Source organism: Vibrio sp. Isolate22, assembly GCF_022398115.1.
Classification (GTDB): Bacteria; Pseudomonadota; Gammaproteobacteria; order Enterobacterales; family Vibrionaceae; genus Vibrio.
On sequence record NZ_JAKEUW010000001.1, the window covers coordinates 132,521 to 158,931 of the forward strand.

Genomic DNA, 26,411 nt, shown 5'->3' on the forward strand with positions numbered 1-26,411 from the left:
CCAACTTAAATTTCAGTAAAGGTATTGTATGAAGCGGTCACTATCTTGGACCATTGTTTATCCAATCATAGTCATTGCACTTGTTTGTATTTTGCTCTTCTCCTTAATATCTACCATTATTCTGGAAAATTTTGTTCAAAGAGTATCGATTGAGAACGCGAAGAACTATGTAACAACATTCCATAGCATTCGTAATTACTACGCCTCACATGTGGTTGAAAAGGTGGTCAATAATGAACACTTAGTTGCTGGAACCGCTCACCACGCCCAAGAGAATAGTATTCCCGTACCTGCCACTTTCCTTATCGAAATGCTTGATAATTCTGATAAAGACCTCACCATCACGACGTCGTTTACTAGCCCGTATCCATTCAAAAATCGCCAAGATAGGCTGTTTGATGAGTTTCAAAAACGCGCGTGGGTTGCGATAAACAAAAAGCCCGATGACTTTTATGTAGAGTTTGTAAAAGAGAATAATCAAACACTTGTCCGAGTTGCACGCGCAGACCGCCTGAGTAACGCCAATTGCGTGAACTGCCACAACAGCCACCCAGATTCCCCCAAACATGATTGGAAACTCAACGATGTTCGCGGCCTGCTAGAGGTCACTACTGTCGTTGATGATTGGCTTGAGTACGGTGAGATGATCAACAAGTCGCTGACCCTCATCAGTATCCTAAGTTTTCTTACGGTCATGCTAATCAACTACAAGGTGGCTCGCAGGGTTTCAACACCACTAAAAAACATCACTCGTTCACTTAGCTTGTTAGCTCAAGGCAAAGATGAGAACGTGACGTTATTACCCGCGAACTACTACGAAATATCAGAACTACAGCTGGCATTTTCTGGACTATACGACAAAGAGCAACAGCGTAGAGCCTTAACTAAGAAAATCGAAACGCTCGCTTATTATGATTCGCTCACTAAATTGCCCAATCGCTTAGGCTTCTTACGCTCGCTTGATGATCTGTTAGCAATACAAGAAGAAAATAATCAGCATGTCACTGTATTAATCATTGATATTAAGCGCTTTAGAGATATCAACAACACCCTTGGCTATAAGGCAGGTGATACTATTTTGCTTCACCTATCTAAACGCCTATCTAGCTTCTCAACGATGATTGATCTTCTGTTAGGTCGACTTGATGAGAACAAATTCTGTATTGCCGTACCCGCGAAAGAGCACGATGGTGACAAGGGTGCTGAAGCGTTTTTCGCTATGTTAAGCGATGTGATCTCTAATGAGATTATTATTGATGACAACAAGATAAAACTGGTTGCTAACATTGGTGCGAGCTGCAGCTCTCACGGCGCGCAAACCAGTTCCGAAATGCTGATACAAGCCAACATTGCGCTGTATGTCTCTAAGGAAAGAGGCGAAGGTATCACGGTACGACACCAACCCGAACTGTCTTACGCAGCACTGCAACGTGTAGCGTTAATTAAGGAGATGAACAACGCCATCGAAGAGCGCGAGTTTATCCCTTATTACCAACCTCAGTTTTGTGTCCAGACAAAGCGCATTATCGGGGCTGAGGCACTTATGCGCTGGAAAAAGGCCAACGGTGAGATTGTAAGACCAGATCTATTCATACCTTTGGCTGAGCAGTCGCATTTAATCATTCCAATGGGGGCACATATCTTCGAACAGGCAACGACCGACTGCCACCACTGGCAGAGCCACAAAGAGTTAAGCGGAGTAAAAGTCGCGGTCAATATTTCCAGTATTCAGTTTTCTGCACAGAATATTTTGGAGTTGACGCAACTGATACTCGAAAAAACGGGGCTTTCTCCAGATCTATTGGAATTAGAAGTCACCGAGAGCGCCATGCTAGGTGACGTATCCAAAGTCGTAGCAATGTTGAACGACTTAAAGAGCCTAAAAATCGAAATCGCATTGGATGATTTCGGAACGGGTTATTCATCTCTAAGTTACCTAAAACTGCTGCCGATTGATCGCTTAAAAATCGACCGCGAGTTTGTCAAAGACTTACTGAAAAACACCGATGACCAATCCATTTTGAACATGATATGTAAGCTTGCAAACGAACTCTCTCTTAACGTTCTCGCTGAAGGTGTCGAGGAGAAAGCGCAGCTGGAGTTCTTGAACCAAGCAGGATGCGATGAAGTACAAGGCTTTTATTTTGCCAAACCCATGCCACTAGACAAGTTCATTGAGTTTTCGAAGCACCATAATGCCATGTATCCCGAAAGGTAGACTTAGTTCACCTCACACCTACCGCTTTCCATCTAGTCTATTGAAATAGAACCTCACCATTAAGCCCATTCCAAAGTTGGGCTTAATGGTTGCCAGTCTTACATTTGAACAATGTTTTTTATTTTTGTTATAAATGCCAATTCAGCATTGAACTAACTTATAAAGTGTTTAATCATTCGCATCAGGTATTTTTCGTGAAGCATTCGAACCTAATATGCAACTATGATTACCTAATAAGATAATTGCACTCACGGAATCTCATAAGTTAAACACACGATAAGGCTGATAATGGAATGACAAAACCTAGAATGATCATCGTGGAAGACGATTTAAAGCTTCAAAAAATGTTGCAAGACTACTTTATCGCGCAAGATTTTGACGTCTCGGTACTCGATGATGGCAGCAGTGCTGCACAGACTATCCTCGCGGAACAACCAGACATTGTATTACTGGATCTGATGCTTCCTGTAAGCGACGGACTTACAATCTGCCGACAGACGCGTACACATTACAAAGGTAAAATCCTGATGCTCACTGCTAGCGACGACGACTTTGATCATGTCGCAGGCTTAGAGACAGGGGCTGATGACTATGTCACTAAGCCAATCAAACCAAGAGTTCTGCTTGCAAGAGTTCGTTCATTATTACGCCGCCAAGACACTAATACTGCTTCAGCCGATGACTCAGACAGCCTACAGTTCGATCAACTGGTGTTAAAAAACACTTATAAGAAATGCGAACTGGCAGGTGAAGTGTTGTCACTCACAGACAGTGAATTTGACCTACTTTGGCTATTGGCGAGTAACCCTGATACACCACTATCACGTGACTACTTGACACAAACCTTGCGTGGTATTGAGTATGACGGCATTGATCGAACCATTGACAACAAAGTCGTGCGCCTGAGAAAAATACTGGGTGACGACCATACGCCAGCAGAAAAAATTCAGACCATTCGCGGTAAAGGTTACTTATTTGTTTCCACCGCTTGGCACTAAACTCGCTCAGTACGAGCGTAATGAAAGAGAACGATTATGCGACGTATCTATTTGGAGTCCCTAGTAGGGCTGTTAGTTTGTTTTATGGCAGGTATTATCGCCTATGAAATCTGTGTCTATCAGCTCAATACTGACTACGAATATGTACTGCAAGATTATGAAGCGGCAGCCCACCAACAGCTGATAGAAAACATCGCAAAGAATCAGGGGCTTGAAGCTGCTCATCAAGCCATAAACCAGTTTGTCGAAACCACACGAAATAAACTGGTGATCCTCAGCCCACAAGATGAAATACCAGGCCCCGTTTCACAATTCTTCATTGCTAATCCAGACACCTTTATCTTTCATGATGATGAACGTGACCTATGGTTTCGCTTAGCAAGTAGTGACGACACTTACCACTACCTCCCCAACAGCGAAGCGCTTGTTAGGCAAAAGATAGAGTTGGAAGATGACCTCATTTGGTTGTTCTTTTTAGGGAGCTTTATCTTATATGGCTTGTGCCATGTACTGATCATCTTCCGACGAGTTAAGAAACTTGAATCCGCTACTCTGCGTTTTGCAGAAGGAGATCTTTCGACGCGAGCTGAAACCTCAAGCGGCATCGCGATTGGCTCATTGAACAAGTCCTTCAACCTCATGGCCGATCGAATTCACCGCTTAGTTGAAAGTAATCGCTCACTCACCAATGCGGTCGCTCATGAACTACGCACGCCAATATTTCGTATTCAGTGGCAAGCTGAAATGCTGAAAGACACGCCGTTGAATGAAGAACAAGAGAAAACCATTGAGAGCATTGTTGAAGATACGGAAGAGATGGAAAAGATGGTTGATGAGCTCTTGTATTATGCCAAGCTCGATAGCACTGCTCTCGAAAGCCTTCAGCAGCCATTGGAAATAAACGACTTTCTCGAGCACGCGACGACGCGTTGGAGCAAAGAGACCGCGCTCAGTATTGACCTTTGCTTATCAGAGCACGAGCAATCGATAGTGGCAGACGAAACCCTGCTCAATCGCGCTTTGGATAACCTCGTACGTAATGCAATGAAATTTGCACGCACGCAGATTTCAATTGAAGTAACCAAACACCAAGAGCAGCTGCAAATTGCGGTACATGACGATGGTGATGGCGTTGCAGAAGAACACCGAGCACACCTGTTCGATCCCTTTTATGTTGGCGACAAAGCACGTAACAAAGCTAAGAGCGGTCATGGCTTAGGACTATCTATCGTCCATAAAATCTGCGTCCAACACAATGCAACCGTCCAAGTCGCTCAAAGCCCTAGTTTGAACGGTGCGGTCTTCACCATCACTTTCCCACTCTGTAACGAAGCAGCTGACAAAGCCATACAGTAACGACAAAACACCTCTGGAATAATGTTCACATCGGTTGGGAGGCACTGTCTCCCAATCCATTTATTCGATCTAGATAACCTTGGCACCACTATTAATGGCTTGTCACTTGAGTGCGGCGAAGAACCGCTCCGACGTTCTTTACGAGTCATTAGTGCCAAAGGCAAAGCCTCTAGATCCCATTTATTCTAAAGGTATGTTTATGAAAAAATTATTAGTTGTTTTAGGTATTGTCTCTCTTGCCGGTTGTTCAGGTATTACCCACAACGATGAGGTGTACACTGCGCACGCTGAAAGCTTCAACATCGTAGGCTTCCAAATTCCTGGCAATACACAGGATCGTGCAATGGAACTGGTGCCTGAAGGTGCAAGTGTTGATACCATCCGTTCAACAAACTCTGACACCAGCTCTGCCCTTGGTATCATCAACCGCATTATCGGTATCGACTACGTTCAAGTTGGCGGTAAAAAGCAGTAATTTGCGAGAGCTTACGTAACGTTAAACGCAAGCTAATCCAAGCAAGAATCTTCAAACCAGTGGCATTCGTCGCTGGTTTTTTTGTTCCTGACTTTTTGAGCACTGTGCCAAAAGACGTCTCAAAAATCGCGATACGAAATAAATGACAACTTAAGCAATAAGCGTCTAAAAGATAGAATCTTCGTCAAAATCATTTTTAAAATCACTTAATCGTCGCAAAGTACAACGTACGCATTTCAACCATTTACTCTTCTATCAGCTTGAACTCGATTAATTGAGGCACAGATCAATTCATACAATGGTGTTATTTCACTTCGATAAATAACAGTTAATAAATTCATCATGATTTTATAAAAAAACATATGGGTGCATTCAAAAATAAACAGAAATCATAACTATCTGTAAATACGAGAAATATAATTTTCATGAATAAAAGAGATCGCTGCCATGCTACTAATTAATCCGATCGAATGATGTAAATTCAATGTGATATTTTTGTTATGTTTCCATGGATTTTACATGGAAAGAGAAAAGAACAATGAAAATGAAAAAGCGTTTAGTTGCCGTTGCTATAGCTAGTGCTATGTCTTTATCAGTGCACGCGGGTGAATCCGTTAGCATTAATCAACCGATCAACTTTACAAGCTTCTCTGGGCTAAATACTCAGTTAGGCGTCAGCAATGCTTCAAGCTTCAAAATGGTTAAAGAAGTTAACCTGAAAAAGCGCGGTATCTACAAAGTTAAGATCCAACAAAACATTTGGGGGACGCCGGTTTGGGGACACTACCTAAACGCAACCCAAAGTGTTCAAGGTGGCGCGCTTAAGTCTGTTCAAGGCCGTTACTTGAAAACGACATCTCTAGAGCGCTCCTTCGTCAAGCCATCAATCAATAGCGCTCAAGCGGTTGAATTTGCGAGTAAAGATCTAAAGGCTCAAGGCTTAACGAGTAAGTCTTTAGACAATATCCAGCATGAGTTGTTTATCTATCAAGGTGAGAATAACCAAGGCGTCAGCAAGCAAGGTTCGGATAAAACACGCTTAGTGTACGTTGTGTCTTACCTCCTCAAGGGTGGTGACAAGCCTTCACGACCATTCACTATGCTAGATGCTCACTCGGGTGAAATCATCGACCGTTGGGAAGGTATTGCTCACGCACAGATCGGTACAGGGCCTGGTGGTAACGAAAAAACAGGTATGTACGAATATGGTACGGACTATCACTATCTTGATGTGCAAGAAAACGGTACTCAATGTGTGATGGAGTCGGACAACGTTGTCACGGTTGACCTAAATGGCGCAACAGATGGCGATACTGTTTACAGTTACGAATGCCCTCGCAACGAACACAAAGAAGTAAACGGTGCCTATTCTCCATTAAACGATGCCCACTACTTCGGCAACGTTGTCTTCGATATGTACAAAAACTGGTTCGATACTGCACCACTTTCTTTCAAACTCATGATGCGTGTTCACTACGGCTCAAACTACGAGAACGCATTCTGGGATGGTAAGGCAATGACATTTGGCGATGGTGAAAGCTTCTTCTACCCGCTTGTTAGCCTTGACGTATCAGCACACGAAGTCAGCCACGGTTTCACTGAGCAAAACTCAGGTCTGATCTACGCAAACCAATCTGGCGGTATGAATGAAGCCTTCTCAGACATCGCTGGTGAAGCTGCAGAATACTACATGAAAGGCACCAACGACTGGATGGTCGGTCGTAATATCTTCAAAGGTGACGGTGCTCTACGTTACATGGATGACCCATCACGTGACGGTTCATCAATCAACAACGCATCGGAATACTACGATGGCTTGAACGTGCACTACAGCTCAGGTGTATTCAACAAGGCCTTTTACCACCTTGCAACGACACAAGGTTGGGACACAAAGAAAGCGTTCGAGTTGTTCGTATTGGCTAACCAGATCTACTGGTCGGAAAACAGTGATTTCTGGCAAGGTGCTTGTGGCGTGAAAAGCTCAGCGACCGATCTTGGCTACAATACCGATGACGTAGTTTCTGCATTCGCATTGGTAGGAGTGACGCCATGTGATGAGCCGCCACTACCGCCAGAGCCTGAATATCAGCGTCTAGAAAATGGGGTTGAAGCACCAGTGGCTGGTGAAACAGGTTCCAAGACTTACTTTGATATCGAAGTACCCGCAGGCCAAGACAAACTAACGATTGATCTGGCTGTCTCTACGGGTGATCCAGATATGTATGTCGGTCTCGATTATGCACCAAGCCCACAAGAGAACATCTGTAAGAGTGAAAGCGTGACCAATGAAATTTGTGTCATCGAGAACCCAACAGCAGGTCGCTACACCGTTAACATTCTGGGCTACTCAGATTACACAGGTGCCAACCTGAAAGCGTCGTATGAAGCAGGCAGCACTAACGTACCACCTGTAGCTTCATTTGAGCACTCTGTGGTTGGTAAAGAAGTCGAACTTCGCAGCACCAGCTCAGATAGCGACGGCCAAATCGTCTCTTACCAATGGAACCTTGGTGATGGCAACACGCAAACGGGTGAAGTAACTCGCTACACCTACGCTGAAGCGGGCGACTACGTAGTAACACTGACCGTAACTGACGACGCTGGCGTTGCAACATCAACAAGCAAATCGATCACGATTGAAGGTGACTCTGCGGAAGGTTTCCCACTAAAACTGAAGTTCGGTAACAAAAATCCGAATGGTAAAGCTCGCGTCAAGCTGGCATGGGATTACGACACTAACGATTACTTCGTGATTAAGCGTAATGGCAAAAATGTTGGTGCAACAGACTTCAACTCATACGTCGATAAGTTCCGTCACAACGGCACAGTAGATGTGGAGTACCAAGTGTGTACCTCAAGCGATGTTTGTTCAGAAACCAAACACTACCGTTTCATCAAAACACAATAATCGATAGTTAATTCAGGGCTCCGAAAGGGGCCCTTTGACTATATGGGTAATGAAAACCCTCATAGCTAAAGCAATAAGAAAAACAACAATATAAACGATAGAAAGGACATCAAATGGCTATTCAAAAAAGTATTCTCACGGTGGCTCTATTTGGCAGCGCAACGGCTTACGCATCCCTGGGGATTACATCGCCAGAAAGCTCAGAAGTTTGGATCACCACCGATGCTGACGCTCAGCACCTGATAGTGGAACACGGCGCAACGGTTTACACAGCAGTAAACGGAAACAAGCACTCCATCGTTGCAAAAATCAACGCAAAACAATTAGCTAAACTGTCTAGCCATATGCATGAAGAGACTCACCGTTGTGGCGGCTACATGGTGCACGAAGACAAAGCAAGCGCGCTAAAAGCTTCAGCAATGCCACTAACAATGAGCACCTTCGAAAAACCGGTGATCAGCCATCAAGAGACAGTGAATGATTTACTCGCTCAGGTTGAGCCAAGCAACATGGTTACGACCATCGAAAATCTAACCAACTTCACCAACCGTTTTTATACCACTTCCACGGGTGTTGCTGCTTCAGATTGGCTGCTAGAGCGTTGGAAAAGGGAAATCAAAGATGTGCCATACGCTTCAGCACGCCAAATCACGCACGCAGAGTATCCGCAAAAGTCTGTCGAAGTCACCTTACTTGGCGCGAAGTATCCAGAAGAGATCGTTGTCGTTGGCGGACACCTCGACTCAACGGTTGGTTCTTGGACGAGTGAAGGCACAATCTCTCCAGGAGCAGACGATGATGCGTCGGGGATTGCTACGGTTACTGAATCTCTGCGTTTGATGATAGCTAGTGGTATTCAGCCAGACAAAACCATCAAGTTCTATGGCTATGCGGCGGAAGAAGTAGGACTACGTGGTTCACAAGATGTTGCTAATGCACTTAGAGACGAACAAGCAAATGTTGTCTCTGTACTTCAGTTGGACATGACTAACTACAATGGCTCGGCGCACGATATCACCTTCATCACCGACTACACTGATAGCAACCTAACGGCTTACCTAAGTGAGTTGATTGACACCTATGCTAGCGACATCAGTTACAGTTTCGACCGTTGTGGTTATGCCTGTTCCGATCACGCCTCATGGCACAACGTCGGCTACCCAGCAGCTATGCCGTTCGAGAGCATGTTCAACGATTACAACCCTAGCATCCACACTCAGCATGATACGATTGAGAACTCAGACCCGACTGCAACCCATGCCTCAAAGTTCGCTAAGTTGGCGATTGCTTATCTCGTGGAAACTAGTCTGGATTCACCTGTTGCAGGTCCAACAGAGCTTCAATATGACATCCCTGTTGAAGGACTATCCGCAGGCTACGGTGACGAGCAATTCTTTACCGTAACGACGGAATATGCAGGGAAATTGACCGTAACCATAACGGGGCCTCGCAGTGGCGATGCCGACTTATACGTCAAATATAACGGTGTGGTATCGAAAGCGAACTTTGACTGCCGCCCGTACCAGAATAGCAGCAACGAACAATGTGTATTGGACAAACCTGCGGGTGAATTCAGCATCATGGTGCGCGGCTATCGCAACTTCAGCGATGTCTCTATCGTCGCTAACTTTGTTCCTGATTGGTTGTAAGGTCGGTTGATTACTAACTAATCAACAACCCGAAAAACACTGCAAAAACTAAAAACCCGCGAGTTCAATCCTAAATAGAATTGAGCTCGCGGGTTTCTTATTCTCTCCAGAGGAAAGTTCGAACAATGACCTTAAACGATCATCACGCCGTCTTTTTCATCACCTTAGTACAAATATACTCACCAATAGGCATCGCTGAAGTCGCCGCTGGCGATGGTGCATTGCACACATGCAAGCTTCTTGGGCTTTCCGCAAACAGGAAGTCATGAACCAAGGTGCCATCTTTGAGTACCGCTTGAGCACGAATACCTGCCGGGTAAGGTTTAAAGTCAGACACCGTGATACTCGGGCAGTACTTATTAACCAACCTTAGATAGCCCGGCTTCCACCACGAGTTTTTGAACTCTATCAAACCGGTTTTTAGGTGCTTAACCGTCACCTTCCAAAAACCAGTAAAGCTCAGCATCTGCAAGGTATCCTTAATGCTAAAGTTCAGCCTACCGTAACCTTCTCGTTTCCACCCTTGAACCGCGTTGGGTCCTACCGTTACCGAGCCATCAATCATGCGTGTTAAATGTACGCCGAGGAAAGGCAGTTCAGGGTCAGGGATCGGATAGATAAGGTGATTCACCACTTGGTTATGTTTAGCATCAAGCTGATAGTATTCACCGCGATAAGGGACGATTTGGAAGTCAGTTTCAATACCGAGCATCTTAGTCATTCTGTCCGCCATTAAGCCTGAACAAGTGATCAAGAATCGACTGTTCAACTGCAAGGTCTGCCCATCCACTTTGCAGGTCAATTGCACCTCGTCGTCTTGTTCGTCCGCTAGGATAACTTCAGTGCCCAAGCTCAACTCCCCGCCCGCCTCAACAAACTGCTGAGCCATCACTTCGGTGACTTTTTTGTAGTCAACGATACTGGTAGTTTTGACGTAAATCGCCCCTAAGCCTGTGATGTTCGGCTCGGCCAGTTTGAGCTGCGCTTGATCCAACAAATCGACATCAATATCGTTATCGTGGCAGCGCTGATAGAGCGCGTTCATGCGCTCAACTTCTTGCTCATTGGTCGCAACCAATAACTTGCCGCAGTTTTCGACGGGGATATCATGTTGGCGACAAAACGCGGTGGTGCGCTCTACGCCGCGCTTACAGAAATCCGCTTTCAAGCTACCCGGAGCGTAGTAAACACCAGCGTGAATCACACCACTGTTGTGACCCGTTTGATGCTGCGCAAAGCCACGTTCCTTTTCAACTAAAAGGATACTTTTATCAGGGTGAGCTTGTTTCAGTTGCCATGCCGTCGACACGCCAACAATGCCACCACCAACGATAATATAGTCGTATATTGAGTTCATAATGTTCCTACATTCAGTCCTTTAAATTATAGGGAAGAAGCGACAGTGCCAGGCTCGGTTTGAGACAAAGACTCTTGCTCTTCATCCGACTGCTTTTTCACTTGATTGATATCGTACTTACGACCGCTGTAGACGAAGATAGCAACAAACAGTGCTACACCGACCAAGCGAATCACAATTGACACATCAGGCCAAACCAAAGCCACACCCAAGGCAATCAATACTGCGCGCAACACAAGATTGATTTCGCTCTCGAGGTAACCTTCAATCGCTGCAATAAATGCATAAGTGCCAATAATAGCAAAGCCGCCAGTCACTAAAACCGAGGTCACATCCCAACTTACCAAGTTGGTGTAAGCGATAAGCAGTGGCACCAAGTACAAGCCTTTGGCGATCTTCCATGCCATTAAGCCCGTTCTCATTGGCGGCGTTTTAGCAATCGTCGCTGCCGCAAAGGCGGTTAAACAAACCGGTGGCGTCACGTTGCTGTCTTGCGATAACCAAAAAATAATCAAGTGTGCAGAGAGCAGCGCAAGGCTGATCGCTTCTAAGCCTAAACTTTGCTCAAGCAGGGTTTCGACAAAATCAGCGGGCACTAACGCAATCAGTTCTTTTGCGGTTTCCAGAGCCATAGGTGCGTTAAGCAGTTCCAGCTTTTCTGGTGCTGCCAACATGAAAATTGCTTTCGCCTGCTCTGGTAATTGACCCGAAACCAACAGGTCAAGCAGCTGGCTTTCAGCAATCAACTTGTACAAGGCTGGAGCAGACAGAGTGCCCAACACGATATAAGCCGCGGTGACTGGCAAGCCCATACCGAGAATCAAAGATGCTAGCGCGATCAAGGCAATCATCACCAACAAGTCACCATTGGCCCAGCTATTGATCATCAATGAGAAGGTATTACCAATGCCCGTGGTGCTGATCACGTTGATCACCAAACCAATGCCCACTAGCAATACAGCTGTGGTTGCCATGTTTTTTGCGCCTTGAGAAAGCGCTTCGATGATCGCCTTTGGTCCCATTTTATGATTTTTAGAGAACCAGGAAGCGACAACTACCGAGATGATTGAGATACCCGCAGCGTACGTCGGCGTAAAGCCTTGCACCAACAGAGTCACCAGCACTGCAAGAGGGATAAGGTTATGCCAACCAGACAAGAGTACTTTTAATAGAGGCTCACAACCTGAAGAGACTTTTTGTACACCGCTACGCTTCGCTTCAATACGCACGAAAAATGCCACTGACAAGAAGTAGATAAGCGCTGGCAAGAAAGAAACCGCAATGATGTCGACATAAGGGATCTGTGTGTAAGACGCCATGATAAAGGCACCAGCCCCCATCACAGGTGGCATCAACTGCCCACCCGTTGATGCCGCCGCTTCAACACCTGCCGCAAAACGCGAAGGGAAGCCTGCTTTTTGCATCAGAGGAATACTGATAACGCCCGTCGACACCGTATTAGCCACGCTCGAACCGGACACTGAACCCATCAAACCAGAGCCAATCACCGCAATAAAACCTGGACCACCGATCACTTTGCCCGCCGCCGCGCGAGAGACATCAATGATGTAGTCACCGACGCCCGAGCGCACTAAGAAAGCGCCAAATAAGATGAACATGAATACGAAGGTCCAGCTAATTCTAGAGATAGAGCCAAACATACCTTCCGATGAATAAAAGCTTCGGTAGAGTAGTGTCTCAAGGCTCAAACCAGGAAAGTGGAAGATGCCGCTAGTCCATTGTCCCCACACCACTACGTAGCTCAAACACACCAGAATGAGTACAGGAATAAACCAGCCCATGGTACGACGAATCAGCTCAATGACGATAGCAATCGCCAAGATAGAGAAGAACCAATCACTGGCGATAAACTTCACGCCTCGTTCATAAAGGGCATCTTCTGCAAAGGGGATATAGATAAGGCAAGCCAATGCTGCCAATGCGATCCCGATATCGACCGCCAGCGCTACCTTGCTCTTTTTCAATGATATATGAGCGGGATACCAAAGCGCACAAATGATCGCGAAACCAGCAAAGTGAGTCGCAGAGATCCAAAGCTCCGGTAAGGTAGATAAGGTATTAAACCAAATGTGTAATAGGGAGAGGATCACACCCATGGTTGTTATCGCTTTGCCTACCCACGGAAAATCCGTTCGGGTCGGCAATTCAAATTTTTTCAGTTCCTGCTGCAGCGAATCGCTCATAGAAAACTCCTGCTCTCCACAGCAAAATGCGCAGAGAAAATCCATAAAGTAAGTAGGTGCACGAACCCATTCACAATGTGAACGCGCACCTAGCAGTTAAGCCATTAAAGATGGGGGGATCGACTAAAACAGTGAGTCGACGAAAGCCGTTAGTTAACAACCAACTCAGAAGGAAGCTCGATGCCCACTTCTTTGTAGTAACGCGCTGCGCCCGGGTGAAGTGGAACAGGCAGACCTGCAATCCCTTTCTCAAGCGCCATGGCTTTGGTTGCTTTGTGGATACCTTGTAGGAAAGGTAGGTTTTCATAGATAGCTTTGGTTAGTTGGTAGACATCTTCTTCTGAGATATCTTCACGAACCGCTAGGAAGTTAGGTTGAGCGATTGTGGTGATCGGCTTATCAACACCTGGGTAGGTATTGGCAGGGATCTCGTACTTGGTCCAGATGTTGTAATCGCCATTCGCTTGTTTGATCTGTTCATCGGTAAACGACAGGATTTGAATATCTTCACCTAGAGCTGCAAAAGCTTGGGTTACCGCGCCCACAGGTACACCCGCTGGGGTGTTCATGCCATCAATCGTGCCATTTTGTAGCGCACTAGCACTGCCACCGTAACCCATAAAGGCGAGTTTAAATTGTTCTGGGTTTACTGATAGACCCTGCATGATCTGACGACCTGAGTTCTCTGTACCTGAGTTTTTCTTACCGATCGAAAATTTCTTGCCGTTGAGGTTTTCTAAATCGCTCATGGTGCCGGTTTCTGTCAATTCTGAGCGTACAATAAAGTGCTCCACATTTTGCCAAAGCATAGAGACAGAGCGCAGCTGAGTTTGGCTACCCGATTTTTCGTATGGCCCTAGTCCCTGCCAAGCCCACGCGCCGTACAAGCCTTGCAAGATAGCGAACTGGGCTTCATTTTCATTAAGCAGTTTTACATTCTCGCCCGACCCGGCAGAACTGATAGCCGCCAAAGAAAAGTGCTGCTTTGGCGCAAGCTTAACTTTACTCAATGTCGCCAACGCCACGCCTACTGGGTAGTAAGTCCCACCAGTTGAAGCGGTCGCCAAGATGTAGCTGCGCTCTTCTTGAGCAGAGGCGTTGCTGATAAGGCCAATGGATGCCATTGCGATTGCTAAAGTTTTAACTAGCTTGTTGTATTTCATTGTTACTCTCCATGTAGAGTTATTCACGTTATATTTTTGTTAACAACAATCGCTAGATAGCAAATGCAATGCCAAAACTTAACTTTATGTTTTTATTAAAATTTATTTATATCACCATTTAAAGTGAGCTAATTGTTGCTTATTTGATAGTGAATGAATGAGCCATTTTTTGCTTATCCAAAACAACCATTAACATCTGTGCAGAAGTAGCTAGCTCACACTGTGACCTATTTATGTGATCAATATTTATAAAGTGCCAAATATGAGGTGAGCCATTTCTTGCTTATTGGCTCAGAGTAACCCTTAGCTCTAGCCGTCATTTATGAATCGACATAATCGCTTCGGTTTAACGCATAGCGCACCATCTTTTGATTCAACGTTCGACGAGGTAAATCTAAATCTTGCATCACGTCATTGATGCGCCCTTGATAACGCACCAGCGCATCGTGAATCACTTTACGTTCGAAACTCTGCACCTGCACCGCTAACGGAATTCCCGCGGTGGCAGATTCCGTTACCGAATTGGGGCGACACGCCAATATATCCCCAACAGTTAGGCTTTCATCCAACGCAAAACGAATCGCGACATTGCGCAGCTCACGCACATTACCCGGCCATGCATAAGACAATAAGGCGTGGCGATCGGCCTCGCTGGCAACCCGAGTTTCACTGTTCGCTTCTTGAGTAAAGTGTTCAAAAAGGATCAAAGCGTCATCTTCACGCTCACTAAGTGGCGGCAAGTGCAGTTGGGCAACGTTCAAGCGATAGAACAGATCTTGGCGAAAGTCAGGATGATTCAATAAGTCACATTTCGAGGCAGAGACTACCCTCAAGTCAACGTGTTGCTGCTGGTTACCCCCCACACGCTCAACGACATTGTCTTGTAAAGTTCGCAGCACCTTGACCTGCATAGACAAAGGCATGCTCTCTATTTCATCAAGGAAGACCGTGCCTTTATCAGCAAACTCAAGCTTACCAATGCGTCGCTTTGCTGCTCCAGTGAAGGCTCCAGCTTCATGCCCAAACAGTTCACTCTCAAACAAATTTTCAGGAATGGCACCACAGTTAAGCGGCACAAAAGGGTGTCTTTTACGTTCGCTAAACTCATGCAAGCAAGAAGCGACTAACTCCTTACCACAGCCAGTTTCACCATAAATGATCACATTAGTGTCTATGGAAGCAACCTTCTGTATTTGTTCGCGCAGTTCGCACATCACCTTGCTGCGACCAATCAGAACCTGCTCAATACCCTTTAGGTTATTTAAGTAGCTTTGACGGTTAACTCTATCTTGGCTGCTTTGGTACTTCTCGACCGCTTCAGAAACGGTTTGGGAAAGACGTTCAGGGTCAAACGGCTTTTCGATGAAATCATAGGCGCCTTGATGTAACGCCTTCACCGCCATATCAACATCACCATGCCCGGTGATCAAAATAACAGGGACTTCTGGAACCAAACTCTTAAATCTTCCAAGCAGCTCCACCCCATCAATATCGGGCAAACGCACGTCACTAATGATGGTGTGAAAGTCCCCCTGTTTGACTGCATTTAACGCATCTTGCCCAACCTCAAACGCAGTGACATCGAAGCCAGCCAACTGTAACCACTGGCTGGTTGCTTGACGCACAATCGCATCATCTTCAATCAAAGCTATACGTTGCATGGCCTATTCCTAACACTTGAACCGAATATGCCGCCCACGGTATTCAAAAACGGTGCTGACGAAAAGGAGCTAGCTCCCACTTTGAGTAACACCCCTTTAACAGTTTTGTGATGTTTGTTAGCTTCAACTTGTTTCACTCTTTAATGGTTCAAAAAGCAAGCAGAAACCTATTTAAACGACTAATTTAAAAGGATTTAATCAAGAATGATAAACAACAATCGATATTGGTTATTCCTGTTTGCCTGTTTAATCATTGGTTTAGTACAGGTCACCACCAAGAATGGAATCAGCCAATGGAAGCTTGAGCAAGCGCAGCGCTATGCTGAGCAGCGCTTCCTTGGCTACATAGCTGAAGCAAGGCGAACCCTAAAACGTTTCTATTATCTCCCCTACCTAGTCACCAATGATGAAACCACGGTTCGTTTTATCGATGGCGAAAACCACCTTGAAAAGCGTATCAAAAAACAACTTATTCAATTAGACAAAGCAGCGAATACCAAAGGTTGGTACCTACTCTCCCACAAAGGCGATTTGCTAGTATCGAGTGTGGAAAGCAGCCAACTCAGCCGTAAAAACGCCAACACGATAGTGTCTAAGATCCACCAGCAAGGTGGGGCGATTTCAGTAGTAACCAAAAGCAAAGGCGTCACCCCTGATTACTTTATTGCCGCTCCGGTGTATCGAGCCTCTGATGTAGTGGGCATTGTTGCGGTGCAAATTGACTTATCGCTACTGACTGATCAATGGTTTGCCGATGGCGAAGCAATCCTGTTCCAGAACCCTCGCGATCAGTTCTTTCTCTCGAGTGACAATAGATTGAGTGCTGACTGGTTTAACGACACCTTCAATTCGCAGCCTACGGCCACCAAACGCGAGTTGTACGACCAAACCCACATTCGCGTTTGGCGACTCCAAGGTAAGGATTACCTAATTCAGTCCATCAAGTTAGATGACCTCAACTGGCGTTTAACCTACCTCACCCCATTAACTAGCCTCAATCAAACCACTAACTGGATAAGTTGGAGCGTGGCGGTGGGCTGTCTTTTCATCATGCTATTGCTGGTCATTCTCTATCAAAGACGCCAGAAAAAACTCAGCAACCTACGAATCCAAAAGCTAATTGAAGAGTCTGAAAAACGGTTGTCTGGAATGATCAACAAGACACACGTTGGACTTGTGCTGATCGATAAACACGGTCACATCCACGACATTAATTTGATGGCGAAAAACTACTTCTGCCTATCCGATTCGATGATCAGCAACATCAAAGCATGGCAACTTTTTGAGGCCGGTAACCCGAACTCAACCACTTTGCAGTTGTTGAAGAACTTAGAACAACATCAGGAGTTGGCCGAGATCACTAGTGTTGAAACCATGGCAAGACGCAGCGATGGCAGCTACTTCCCGGTGTTGTTCTCTATTAGCCCCTTTCCTTGGCATGCTACTACCTATTACCTATGTACTGTGATTGACATCAGTAAACGTAAGAAAGCGGAGATCGCGGTACAGGAAGCAAATAAAACACTTCAGCTGAGGGTAGAAGAGCGAACGCAAGACCTAAAAGACGCTCAACAAGAGTTGGTAGAATCAAGCAAACTTGCCGCATTGGGGCGTATGTCGAGCGCGATTACTCATGAACTCAATCAACCGCTTACAGGCCTAAAAACCTTGCTTTCAAGTAATCAATTACTGATGGAGAGAGGCGAGACTAAGATGTTGAAAGCGAACATGGATCTGGTAATGAGCCTGATCGACAGAATGGCCAACATGACGAGTCAGTTAAAGTCCTTCGCCTTTCAAAGATTGGAAAAACCTTATCCGGTTTCACTAACAGACGCACTTCAAGAAACCCTACGCATTCACCAAGCCGCGTTAGAACGTGTCGATATTCGAGTACGTGTCGCCTCTAATGTTTCAATGGTGATGGGCGAAGAAGCACGACTTAGACAAGTGATTGGGAATCTCTTAAGCAATGCTATCGATGCTACGCAAAATCAGAAACCAGCGACCATTGTTATCAGTGTTCATACCGAACAAGAGCGTGTGATCATCAAGGTGCAAGATAACGGTTGTGGCGTATCCGAAGACCAACTAGAAACCATTTTCGAACCCTTTCACACCAACAAAAAAATGGGCGAAGGGCTCGGGCTCGGACTCGCCATCACCGCCAACAATGTACGCGATATGCAAGGCTATCTAATTGCTAAGAACAACCCTGAACAAGGAATGACGTTCACACTAACGCTTAAAAGTGCCGATAGTGAGTAATCGCTTACATAACATCTTAGACACATACTCTATTTGAATTCTGGAACAAAAAAACCGCCCATAGAGGGCGGTTTGGAGAGTTTATTAGCGTGTGACTTATTCTCTCTCGCTTACTTACTCAGCTGCTTGAGCAGTAACTCCGTTGGACGAACAATCGCAATGATCGATTCATCGTAGATCTTCGCAGCATCAGATAGGATAGCTTGATAGGCATTCGCGTCTGCTTCTCGAACTTGCTCACCCGCTTTCACTTTAGCAATCAAGGTTAACGCCAGATCGGCAACTTCGACCGTTTTATCTGCCACCACCACAGTCTCTACCGAAGAGACGTTAGCAGCAAAGATAGTTTCAGCGGCAAGTGCAGCCGATTTTGCTTGCTGATAATGCTCTGTAAGTTGCTCCAACGCCTGTTGATTGCCTGTCGCAACTTCGTTAACCAAGTCTTGCATCTCATACACCGCATAGCTTTCTACTGGCAGCGCATCAACAAAGCGGTTTAGGCGCTCGTATTGACTGTACAAAGTGCCTTTAGGCTCTGTTGAGTTCCATTTCTCCCAGTTACGAGCATAGTATTGTGCTGGCTCGGTATACTTTGAAAGAATACGAAGATCTTGGATATCTTGGCCTCTGGCAATACGCTTCAGCAACATATCAGCATCCGCGTGGTGACGCAGACCTACTGAGATTTCCGACCATGTATCCATCGCTTTCATGCGCTTGTACATGCTGCGCTCATCGGTCAGTTCAGCATCCGACCAGAAACGTTCTGCAATCGCGTAGCTACGAGGCCATAGGTAGTTTTCTACCGTGAGGCTGTCTTTGTTCTCAAGCCATATCGTAATCTCACCACCTAGAATCAACTCTTTTTCTTTGTCGGTAAGCTCTGCAGGGTAACCACCATTAGGCTCAGGGATTACACTACCTTCAATATCGCTACTCGCAATCACTTCACCTGTGGTTGGCCAGCGCACGTTACCAATCAATTGGTAGCTGCCCTCTGAGAATCCATTTGGATTTAGGTTCAGGTTAAACTCAGTGTAAGACATGAAGTTATCAAAGTGACCGACAAAAGTTTTGCCCGGCACATAATCAAGGATGTAGATCTCTTCACGAGACTTACCGTTGTAATCACTGAACGCGCGGAAAGTACCGTCTTTTGCTTCAATGATAGTCAGCGTTCCCTTACGTGGGCTGCCTTTAGAGCGAGGCTTTTGCCATTGGTAAGTCACGAACTTCTCGCTGCTGTGAAGCTTATCATCAACTGTGATGCCGGTTGGCATTGGGTCATTGCGGTAGTGGTAGCTCGTAGGCTGAGGCTGGTCTAGGTAGTAGCCGGTAGACAGGATACCTGGGTAACCCTCTTGCGCTGCACGGCCGATACTGTCGTGACCTTGCCAGCTTTGAATCACGATAGAAGTTGGCAGATCTTTATGCCAAATCTCATCCCAACCCGTCATCTTCTTACCGCGCTCTTCCAGCATCTTCTCAACTTTTACGTTGAGGTAAGACTGCAAACCGCGTTCGCCATCAATACCGTTCTCTTCGATGAACTTCTGATGCTTTTCGCTGTTGATCCATTGAGAGTAATTTGGCTCGTCACCACCAATGTGGAAGTACTCATCTGGGAACAACTCGGTCACTTCATCAAACACATCACCCAGCATTTCATAAAGCTCTGGGTTTAGAGGGTCCATCAATGGCTCAAACACACCCCAGCCACGCTCTTGGTCATAACTTTGGCCTTCACCACCCGACATTAAGCGTGGGTAAGCATGCGCCACAGCAGAAGAGTGTCCCGGTAGTGAGACTTCAGGAATCACACGAATACCAAGGTTACGAGCGTACTCGACTAGGTAACGAACTTGGTCTTTGGTGTAGTAATCACCATCGGTGGTTTCTGACCATAGGCGCGGCCAAGATTCCGTTTGAATGCGGATACCTTGGTCATCCCAGAAGTGCCAATGGAAGACGTTCATTTTCGCAGAAGCCATCGCATCTAGCTGACGAATCAACACATCAAATTCAATAAAGTGACGAGAGGTATCGTAGGAAACACCACGCCAACGGAAGCGAGGTTCATCAACAATCGTAACGGCAGGAATGTGGTAGCCAGTCGCTGTTGTTTCAACGAGCTGTAAAAGGGTTTCAATACCATGAATAGCGCCATAAGGACTTGGGGCGCTCAGCGTGATTTGTTCACCTTGAGTGGTAATCTTATAAGACTCTTCTGAGTCGATGTTCTGAATTTCAGACTTTGGAGCTGCGTCAATATCAATGATCAGGTTTGCTTCGTCTGCGCTATCAACCTGCCAATTCAGAATCGGGATACCGGTTTGGCGTACCAAACGATCGACAAAGCGTTTCGCCGTGTACTCAACACGATCAGAATTATAGCCTTTGATGTAAACCTTGAAGTTACCGTCGACCTTTACTTGCCCAGCTTGTAGTTCAACCGTTTGTGGGTAGGGCATTAAGTTAAGATCGGTATTCGGAGCCATTGCTAACGCCATTGGGGACACTACTGAACCTGAAATCAATAGAGACAATATAGTTTTTTTCATTATTAGTTTTCCTATATAACGGGGGTTCTGTTTTGTTTATCGGAGGCGATTCACAAAACAGAACCATCAGCCACTGCTGCTGTTTGTCGTCAATTCAAAACAAATGAGCTATTTAGCTTACTGCTATTTAATCAATAGCTATTTAAACGATGGCTACTTAACCAGCTCAACAGCTTCACGAACCAGCACGGCAATCTCGTCCCACTGCTCGTTTTCGATCATCTTTGGAGAAACCATCCACGTGCCACCACAGCACACCACGCGATCAACGGCTAAGTAATCATTCACGTTGTGCTTGCCGATACCACCTGTAGGCATTAGTGACACATCAACGTATGGCGCTAGCAAAGATTTCACCATGTTGATGCCGCCAGACGCTTCTGCTGGGAAGAACTTCAAGAAGTTAAGACCAAGTTCAAGCGCTTGCTCTACTTGGCTTGGGTTATTTACGCCAGGAACGATTGGCATGCCGATCTCTTGGCAACGTTTAACCGTGTTTGGATTCAAACCTGGCGCTACGATGAACTCACTGCCCGCCTCTTTCGCAAGATCGATCTGCTCAGGGGTTAATACTGTGCCAGCACCGATACACATCTCTGGGTAGGCATCACGCATCGCACGAATCGAATCCGCTGCCGCTTCGGTACGGAACGTCACTTCTGCTACTGGCAGGCCGTTTTCTACTAACACTTTTGCTAGTGGAATCGCGTGTTCCACCTTGTTGATTTGAATAACAGGGATAACTTTGAATTGCTTAAGTGTATTGATCATTTCTTGAGACATAATAATTTCGCTTTATCTTTCTATTTTTTGATTAAGTGGTTCATAGCGCTTACCGGGATAATGGCGCCTGAATATTGAATAACGGTAGAAGCCAGTTGGTGGCCGAGTTCAGCGGCTTCGGTAGCACTCTCGCCCGTTAAGCGTGCAGCTAAGTAACCCGCCGCAAAAGAGTCACCAGCAGCGCATGTATCAACAACGTTCGCAACAGCTGTCGCTGATACGTAGCTTTCTACTACCTTGCCGCTTTCTACCTGAACAATTTTGCATGGTTCACAGCCACGTTTGATAACGATCTCTTGGCAGCCCAAGCGAAGGCAGCGTTGTTGAACGCTCTCAGAGTTACCCCAAACCAGTAGGTCGTCGTCTTCAGTTATCAACGCGATGTCTACCAATGGCAATAACTTGGCGTACCAATGTTGAGCTTGGTCAGTCGTCCAAAGCTGTGGGCGATAGTTGTTATCGAAAATCAGCTTACCGCCTTGGTTTGAGAACACGCCAATGACTTTCAACAGGCGTTCACGTGAGGTGTCATCTAAAATCGCGATACTGATGCCACTGATGTAAACCGCGTCGACTTGTTTCTCTGTCAGCGCGATTTCAAGCTTATTCAGATCATTCGCTTGGAAATAAGATTTAACTGCCGCGTCGTTGCGCCAGTAATGAAAGTGTCGTTCACCAGTATCATCGGTTTCGACCATGTAGAGACCTGGAAGCTTGTTCGCAATGCGCTCTACGAAATTGGTTTGAATACCTTCTAACTGCCAGCTATCAATCATATTTTGAGACAGTTCATCGCCACCAAGACCTGTCGCGTAATGCACTGATAGGTCTTTGTTTTGAGTTAAGCGAGAAAGGTAAAGCGCGGTATTTAGCGTGTCACCGCCAAACTTTTTGGTTAATGGAGAGCCGCTGATTTCGACCATACATTCGCCAAAAAAAGCAATATTGTAGTGTGAAGATGTCGACATAGCCGATCCTAAAATAGAGAGATATATGGGGGAAAAGGCCCTGCCACTAAGCAGGGCCTGAATTAAGCAAACCAGTTGTGGAGACTAGGTTTAGCTTGTTTGATTTGCAGGGCGTTGAGGTGCCGCTTCTTCTTCAAGTACGCCAGTCTCAGACATTTCCATCTCCATCAGAGCACGCTCGTCATCAAGAATCGCTTTTGCCATTTCTGGTGTTACTTGGTTAGCCGGAGTCACTAGGCTCACTGCCACACCTGCTACTAGAGCGAACAAGCATGATGGGATAACAGGGTTGCCCCAGAATGCTGTGTAGTCAGCGTTTAGCATTACTACGAATGAAGCCACTGAAGCACCCACTAGCGTTGCAAGTGCACCTTGCCAGTTGTAGCGTTTCCAGAATTTACCCAACATACCGCACACGAACATGCCCGACATAACCGTTGAAATCATCTTAGTGATGTAGCCAATGATGTCGTTTGACGTCAGTGCGAATAGCAGTGCAAAACCAATCACTACAACCAAAGCTAAACGAGAGTAGTTCATCATTGATTCTTTGTTTGGTACACGGCCTGTGAACATCACATATACGTCACGCAGTAGGATAGACACACCAGCAATCGCATCTGAGCTTGCGCTCGACATGGTTGCAGATAGGCCAGCGATAAGAACAATCATGCCAACGCCAACTGGAAGTACCGTTGCTGCAATGTAAGGGAACGAGAAGTTAGGGTTATCCAGCGTCGGGTCGATAGCGTGTGCTGCCATACCGATGATTGCTGGAATGATAGAGAAGAAAAGGTACAACACACCAGACGCCACGAATGAACGACGGATAGTTGAAACGTCTTTACCTGAGTAAATGCGTTGACGGAATGAAGGCGTCGCCAGTACACCAACACCGATAACCACAGCCAGAGAAACAGCAGGCAGAATGCCTAGTTTATCGATTGCTAAAAAGCTCGTAGCAGCAGGGTCCATCGCAGCGTAAAGGTTATCCATGCCACCAATGTGGTTCACAGACATCACCGCCATCAAGATGAAGCCAGCAAAAAGGATGATTGCTTGGATAGTGTCAGTCCATACAACCGCTGTGTAACCACCGATAACCACGTAGATAGTGAATGCCGCTGCAATAATGATCTTCGCTAGGTTCAGGTCAATGTCAGCAATCCACGCTAGGTACATACCGCCACCTAGAATGTGCGCACCTAACCAACCAATTGACGCGATGAAGATAAGTAGGCCAACCACGTTTTTCACGATTCGGTTAGCACCCACGTAATACGCTAGCTCTTCACTCATTGTCATGAAGTTCAGCTTACGAACCGGAGCAAACCATAACGCAAGCAATAGGATGCCAACAGCACCGCCAATTCCGTAAAGAGCACCAGCCCAGCCATTTGCGTAGCCGAAGCCAACCGCACCCATACTTGAACCCGTACCGACCATCGTCGCTACCGTTGTACCAAGTACTAAAAATAGTGGCAGGCCACGGCCGCCTAATAAGAAATCTTCGCCAGATTTTTGATTACGCGAGACAAACCAGCCTAACCAAATTAAAAAACATACGTACACGCCGAAGCCTGTAAGAAAAAGAGTGCTGTTCATTTGACACCTCTCAGTGAAATATTAAGCTCATTCCTGAACTTTTATTTATGATTCATTCATTTTATATTTCATATAATTACTTTATTTATTTTGTATATTTTAATTAAAGTAATTTTTATAAATGTAGGGTGAGAGTATTAAGGAATAATAACAGGGATAACTACGCCCTAATACTCTCTAAGTAGGTTATTGTGATTAGGTTATTACTATACGCGGTCAGCGCGGTAGCAAGTCACATCTACTTCAACTTTCACGTCTACGACTAGGTCACAAACCATGCAGATACGTGCCGGTGGGTTAGCACCAAAGAACTCTTTGAATACCTTATTAAAAGATTGGAAGTAACGAGAGTCCGTTAGTACAACCTTTACGTGTACTACGTCTTCTAGGCCATAGCCTGCTTCAGTCATGATATCGACACAGTTTTGGATTGCTAGGCGAGACTGGTCAATAATGCCACCCTCAACTACTTCACCATCTGTCATCGGTGTCTGGCCAGAAACGTATAGGAAACCACCCGCTTCAGTTGCGCGTGCAAATGGTAAATGTTGTCCGCCTGTACCTGTTCCGCCTTCAACACCGTAACGTTTAATAGTCATTTTTTAACTCCACTTCTTTATAGATAATATTGGTTGCTTTCCAATATATTTAAATTAATTCGTCGTTTTATTTTCGTTTATTCAATTAATTACGATAAATAAAAACGCCAGAACGATTATTTCTTACTTTTCCTTTTTGGTAAGTTAACTCACCATTTACAAATACACTTTCTATTCCTTCAGCAACTGAAATAGGATTTTCAAATGTTGCTGTGTCTTTAATATTCTTTGGATCAAATAAAACTAAATCAGCAAATGCACCACATCGAACTTCACCTCGACCAGACAAGTTGTAACGCTCTGCCGACATTCCCGTCATTTTGTGAATCGCTTCTGGTAGCGAGAACAGTTTTTCATCTCGGCAGTAGTGGCCCAACACTTTCGGGAAAGTGCCCCACAACCTCGGGTGTGGATGCGGGTCATTAGGCAAACCATCGGAACCAACCATGGTCAGCTTGTATTTCAATACACGTTTTACGTCGTTCTCATCCATGCAGTGGTAAACCGCACCAGCTGGTTGAAGCGCTTTCGCAGCGTCCATCAGTGATAGGTTCATCTCATCAGCAATCTGCTTCAGGGTTTTGCCTGCATGTTCTGGTTTTGCTTCAGACCAAGTGATGAAGATATCGAAATCGTCCGTCACCTGTTTCAAATCTAATGTTGAGGAGCTCGCTGAATATGGGTAGCAGTCGCAAGACACATCTTGGTGCTCTGAAACCTTGTCCATCAAATCAAGCACTTCAACGGTTCTGCCCCAGTTGCCCGCACCTGCACATTTAAGGTGAGAAATAACAACCGGAACTTTTGCGTACTGCCCGGTTTCAAACGCCTCTTCCATAGCGCTTAAGATTTCTTCGAATTCGGTACGCATATGCGTGGTATAGATGCCACCATGGCTAGACAGCACTTTGGCTAACTGCATTACTTCATTGGCGTTTGCTTGTTTCGCACTTGCGTAAGCCAAGCCCGAGCTCAAACCTAATGCGCCTTGTTCCATCGCTAAATCAAGGTTGTTTTGCATCTCTGCAATTTCACCTTCCGTTGCAGTGCGTTGTAGGTCATCCATCACTTGGTTACGCAGCGTGGTGTGACCCACTAAAGCAGCGACGTTCACCGCTGGTTGTGCTTGCTCCACCGCTTGTGCATACGCGGCAAAGGTTGGGTATTTGAAATCAGCCTGCGCGCCTAAAAGGTTCATAGGATCTGGTGGATCACCCGCTAAAACCGTTGGTGACGCACTGATACCACAGTTACCAACAATCACGGTTGTTACACCTTGGCTGATCTTTGGTAAGCAGTCTGGGTAACGAATGACGTTGGTGTCGTCGTGTGTGTGTACATCAATAAATCCAGGAGCCAATGCTAAGCCTGCTCCTTCAACCAACTGGCCACAATCTTCATGATCAATGCTGCCAATTTCGGCGATTTTTCCATCTCGGATTGCTACATCGGCACAAAACGATTGTTCGCCGGTGCCATCGAACACCTCTACATTTTTAATTATCGTATCGAACAACATTTCTCACTCTCTCAATCCACTCTGTTGATGGAGCTATATTAAAAATCCAGCCGATTATTTTCAGTGACAAAACACACATAATATTTTAATTTGTGTGATAGTTTCTATCACAAAACAAA

At 45.7% G+C, this 26,411-nt stretch carries 17 protein-coding genes; 7 read left to right on the top strand and 10 right to left on the bottom strand.

The features are described from left to right. Positions 1-28 precede the first annotated feature (28 nt). The 6 genes from L1D55_RS00635 (at position 29) to L1D55_RS00660 (ending at position 9,604) form a co-directional block, all read left to right on the top strand. Entirely contained in the window at positions 29-2,218 is a 2,190-nt protein-coding gene (locus tag L1D55_RS00635; RefSeq protein ID WP_239916001.1) for an EAL domain-containing protein, read from the top strand. 293 nt (positions 2,219-2,511) lie between these two features. After that, positions 2,512-3,216: a response regulator gene (locus L1D55_RS00640; RefSeq protein ID WP_239916002.1), complete on the top strand. Its 705-nt coding sequence runs from the start codon at positions 2,512-2,514 to the stop codon at positions 3,214-3,216. Positions 3,217-3,252: 36 nt separating this feature from the next. Then, positions 3,253-4,572 carry an ATP-binding protein gene (locus tag L1D55_RS00645; protein ID WP_239916003.1) on the top strand — a complete coding sequence of 440 codons (1,320 nt, stop codon included), beginning with the start codon at positions 3,253-3,255 and terminating at the stop codon, positions 4,570-4,572. A 199-nt stretch (positions 4,573-4,771) separates the two neighbouring features. Beyond that, positions 4,772-5,047: a hypothetical protein gene (locus tag L1D55_RS00650; RefSeq protein WP_008216093.1), complete on the top strand. Its 276-nt coding sequence runs from the start codon at positions 4,772-4,774 to the stop codon at positions 5,045-5,047. A gap of 538 nt (positions 5,048-5,585) precedes the next feature. Next, complete coding sequence (locus L1D55_RS00655) at positions 5,586-7,955, top strand: M4 family metallopeptidase (protein WP_239916004.1); 2,370 nt, start codon at positions 5,586-5,588, stop codon at positions 7,953-7,955. A gap of 113 nt (positions 7,956-8,068) precedes the next feature. Further along, positions 8,069-9,604: a M28 family metallopeptidase gene (locus tag L1D55_RS00660; protein ID WP_239916005.1), complete on the top strand. Its 1,536-nt coding sequence runs from the start codon at positions 8,069-8,071 to the stop codon at positions 9,602-9,604. Between the two features lie 142 nt (positions 9,605-9,746). On the opposite strand, the gene lhgO is transcribed toward L1D55_RS00660, so the two are convergent. The 4 genes from lhgO to L1D55_RS00680 form a co-directional block, all read right to left on the bottom strand. Then, entirely contained in the window at positions 9,747-10,961 is a 1,215-nt protein-coding gene (lhgO, locus tag L1D55_RS00665) for an L-2-hydroxyglutarate oxidase (RefSeq protein ID WP_239916007.1), read from the bottom strand. Between the two features lie 26 nt (positions 10,962-10,987). Next, positions 10,988-13,165, bottom strand: coding sequence for a TRAP transporter permease (locus L1D55_RS00670; protein ID WP_239916010.1), 2,178 nt, complete (start codon positions 13,163-13,165; stop codon positions 10,988-10,990). A 149-nt stretch (positions 13,166-13,314) separates the two neighbouring features. Beyond that, positions 13,315-14,328 (bottom strand): TAXI family TRAP transporter solute-binding subunit, encoded by a 1,014-nt coding sequence (locus tag L1D55_RS00675; RefSeq protein ID WP_239916011.1) that lies wholly within the window; start codon positions 14,326-14,328, stop codon positions 13,315-13,317. A 320-nt stretch (positions 14,329-14,648) separates the two neighbouring features. Next, a complete protein-coding gene (locus L1D55_RS00680) occupies positions 14,649-15,989 on the bottom strand; it encodes a sigma-54 dependent transcriptional regulator (RefSeq protein WP_239916013.1) in 1,341 nt (446 codons plus the stop codon). A gap of 204 nt (positions 15,990-16,193) precedes the next feature. On the opposite strand from L1D55_RS00680, the gene L1D55_RS00685 reads away from it, so the two are divergent. Further along, positions 16,194-18,257 carry an ATP-binding protein gene (locus tag L1D55_RS00685; RefSeq protein ID WP_239916015.1) on the top strand — a complete coding sequence of 688 codons (2,064 nt, stop codon included), beginning with the start codon at positions 16,194-16,196 and terminating at the stop codon, positions 18,255-18,257. Positions 18,258-18,367: 110 nt separating this feature from the next. Here L1D55_RS00685 and L1D55_RS00690 read toward each other — a convergent pair whose 3' ends face one another. From L1D55_RS00690 to L1D55_RS00715, 6 genes are all read right to left on the bottom strand, one after another. Beyond that, positions 18,368-20,818: a family 20 glycosylhydrolase gene (locus L1D55_RS00690; RefSeq protein WP_239916017.1), complete on the bottom strand. Its 2,451-nt coding sequence runs from the start codon at positions 20,816-20,818 to the stop codon at positions 18,368-18,370. A gap of 153 nt (positions 20,819-20,971) precedes the next feature. Continuing rightward, entirely contained in the window at positions 20,972-21,601 is a 630-nt protein-coding gene (locus L1D55_RS00695; protein ID WP_102424957.1) for a bifunctional 4-hydroxy-2-oxoglutarate aldolase/2-dehydro-3-deoxy-phosphogluconate aldolase, read from the bottom strand. A gap of 20 nt (positions 21,602-21,621) precedes the next feature. Continuing rightward, positions 21,622-22,569, bottom strand: a complete 948-nt coding sequence (locus L1D55_RS00700; protein WP_239916019.1) for a sugar kinase — start codon at positions 22,567-22,569, stop codon at positions 21,622-21,624. A 90-nt stretch (positions 22,570-22,659) separates the two neighbouring features. Next, a complete protein-coding gene (locus L1D55_RS00705) occupies positions 22,660-24,174 on the bottom strand; it encodes a sodium:solute symporter family protein (RefSeq protein ID WP_102424959.1) in 1,515 nt (504 codons plus the stop codon). A gap of 206 nt (positions 24,175-24,380) precedes the next feature. Then, positions 24,381-24,773, bottom strand: a complete 393-nt coding sequence (locus L1D55_RS00710) for a RidA family protein (RefSeq protein WP_008216122.1) — start codon at positions 24,771-24,773, stop codon at positions 24,381-24,383. A gap of 85 nt (positions 24,774-24,858) precedes the next feature. After that, positions 24,859-26,292, bottom strand: coding sequence for a D-aminoacylase (locus tag L1D55_RS00715; protein WP_239916021.1), 1,434 nt, complete (start codon positions 26,290-26,292; stop codon positions 24,859-24,861). Between the last annotated feature and the right edge of the window lie 119 nt (positions 26,293-26,411).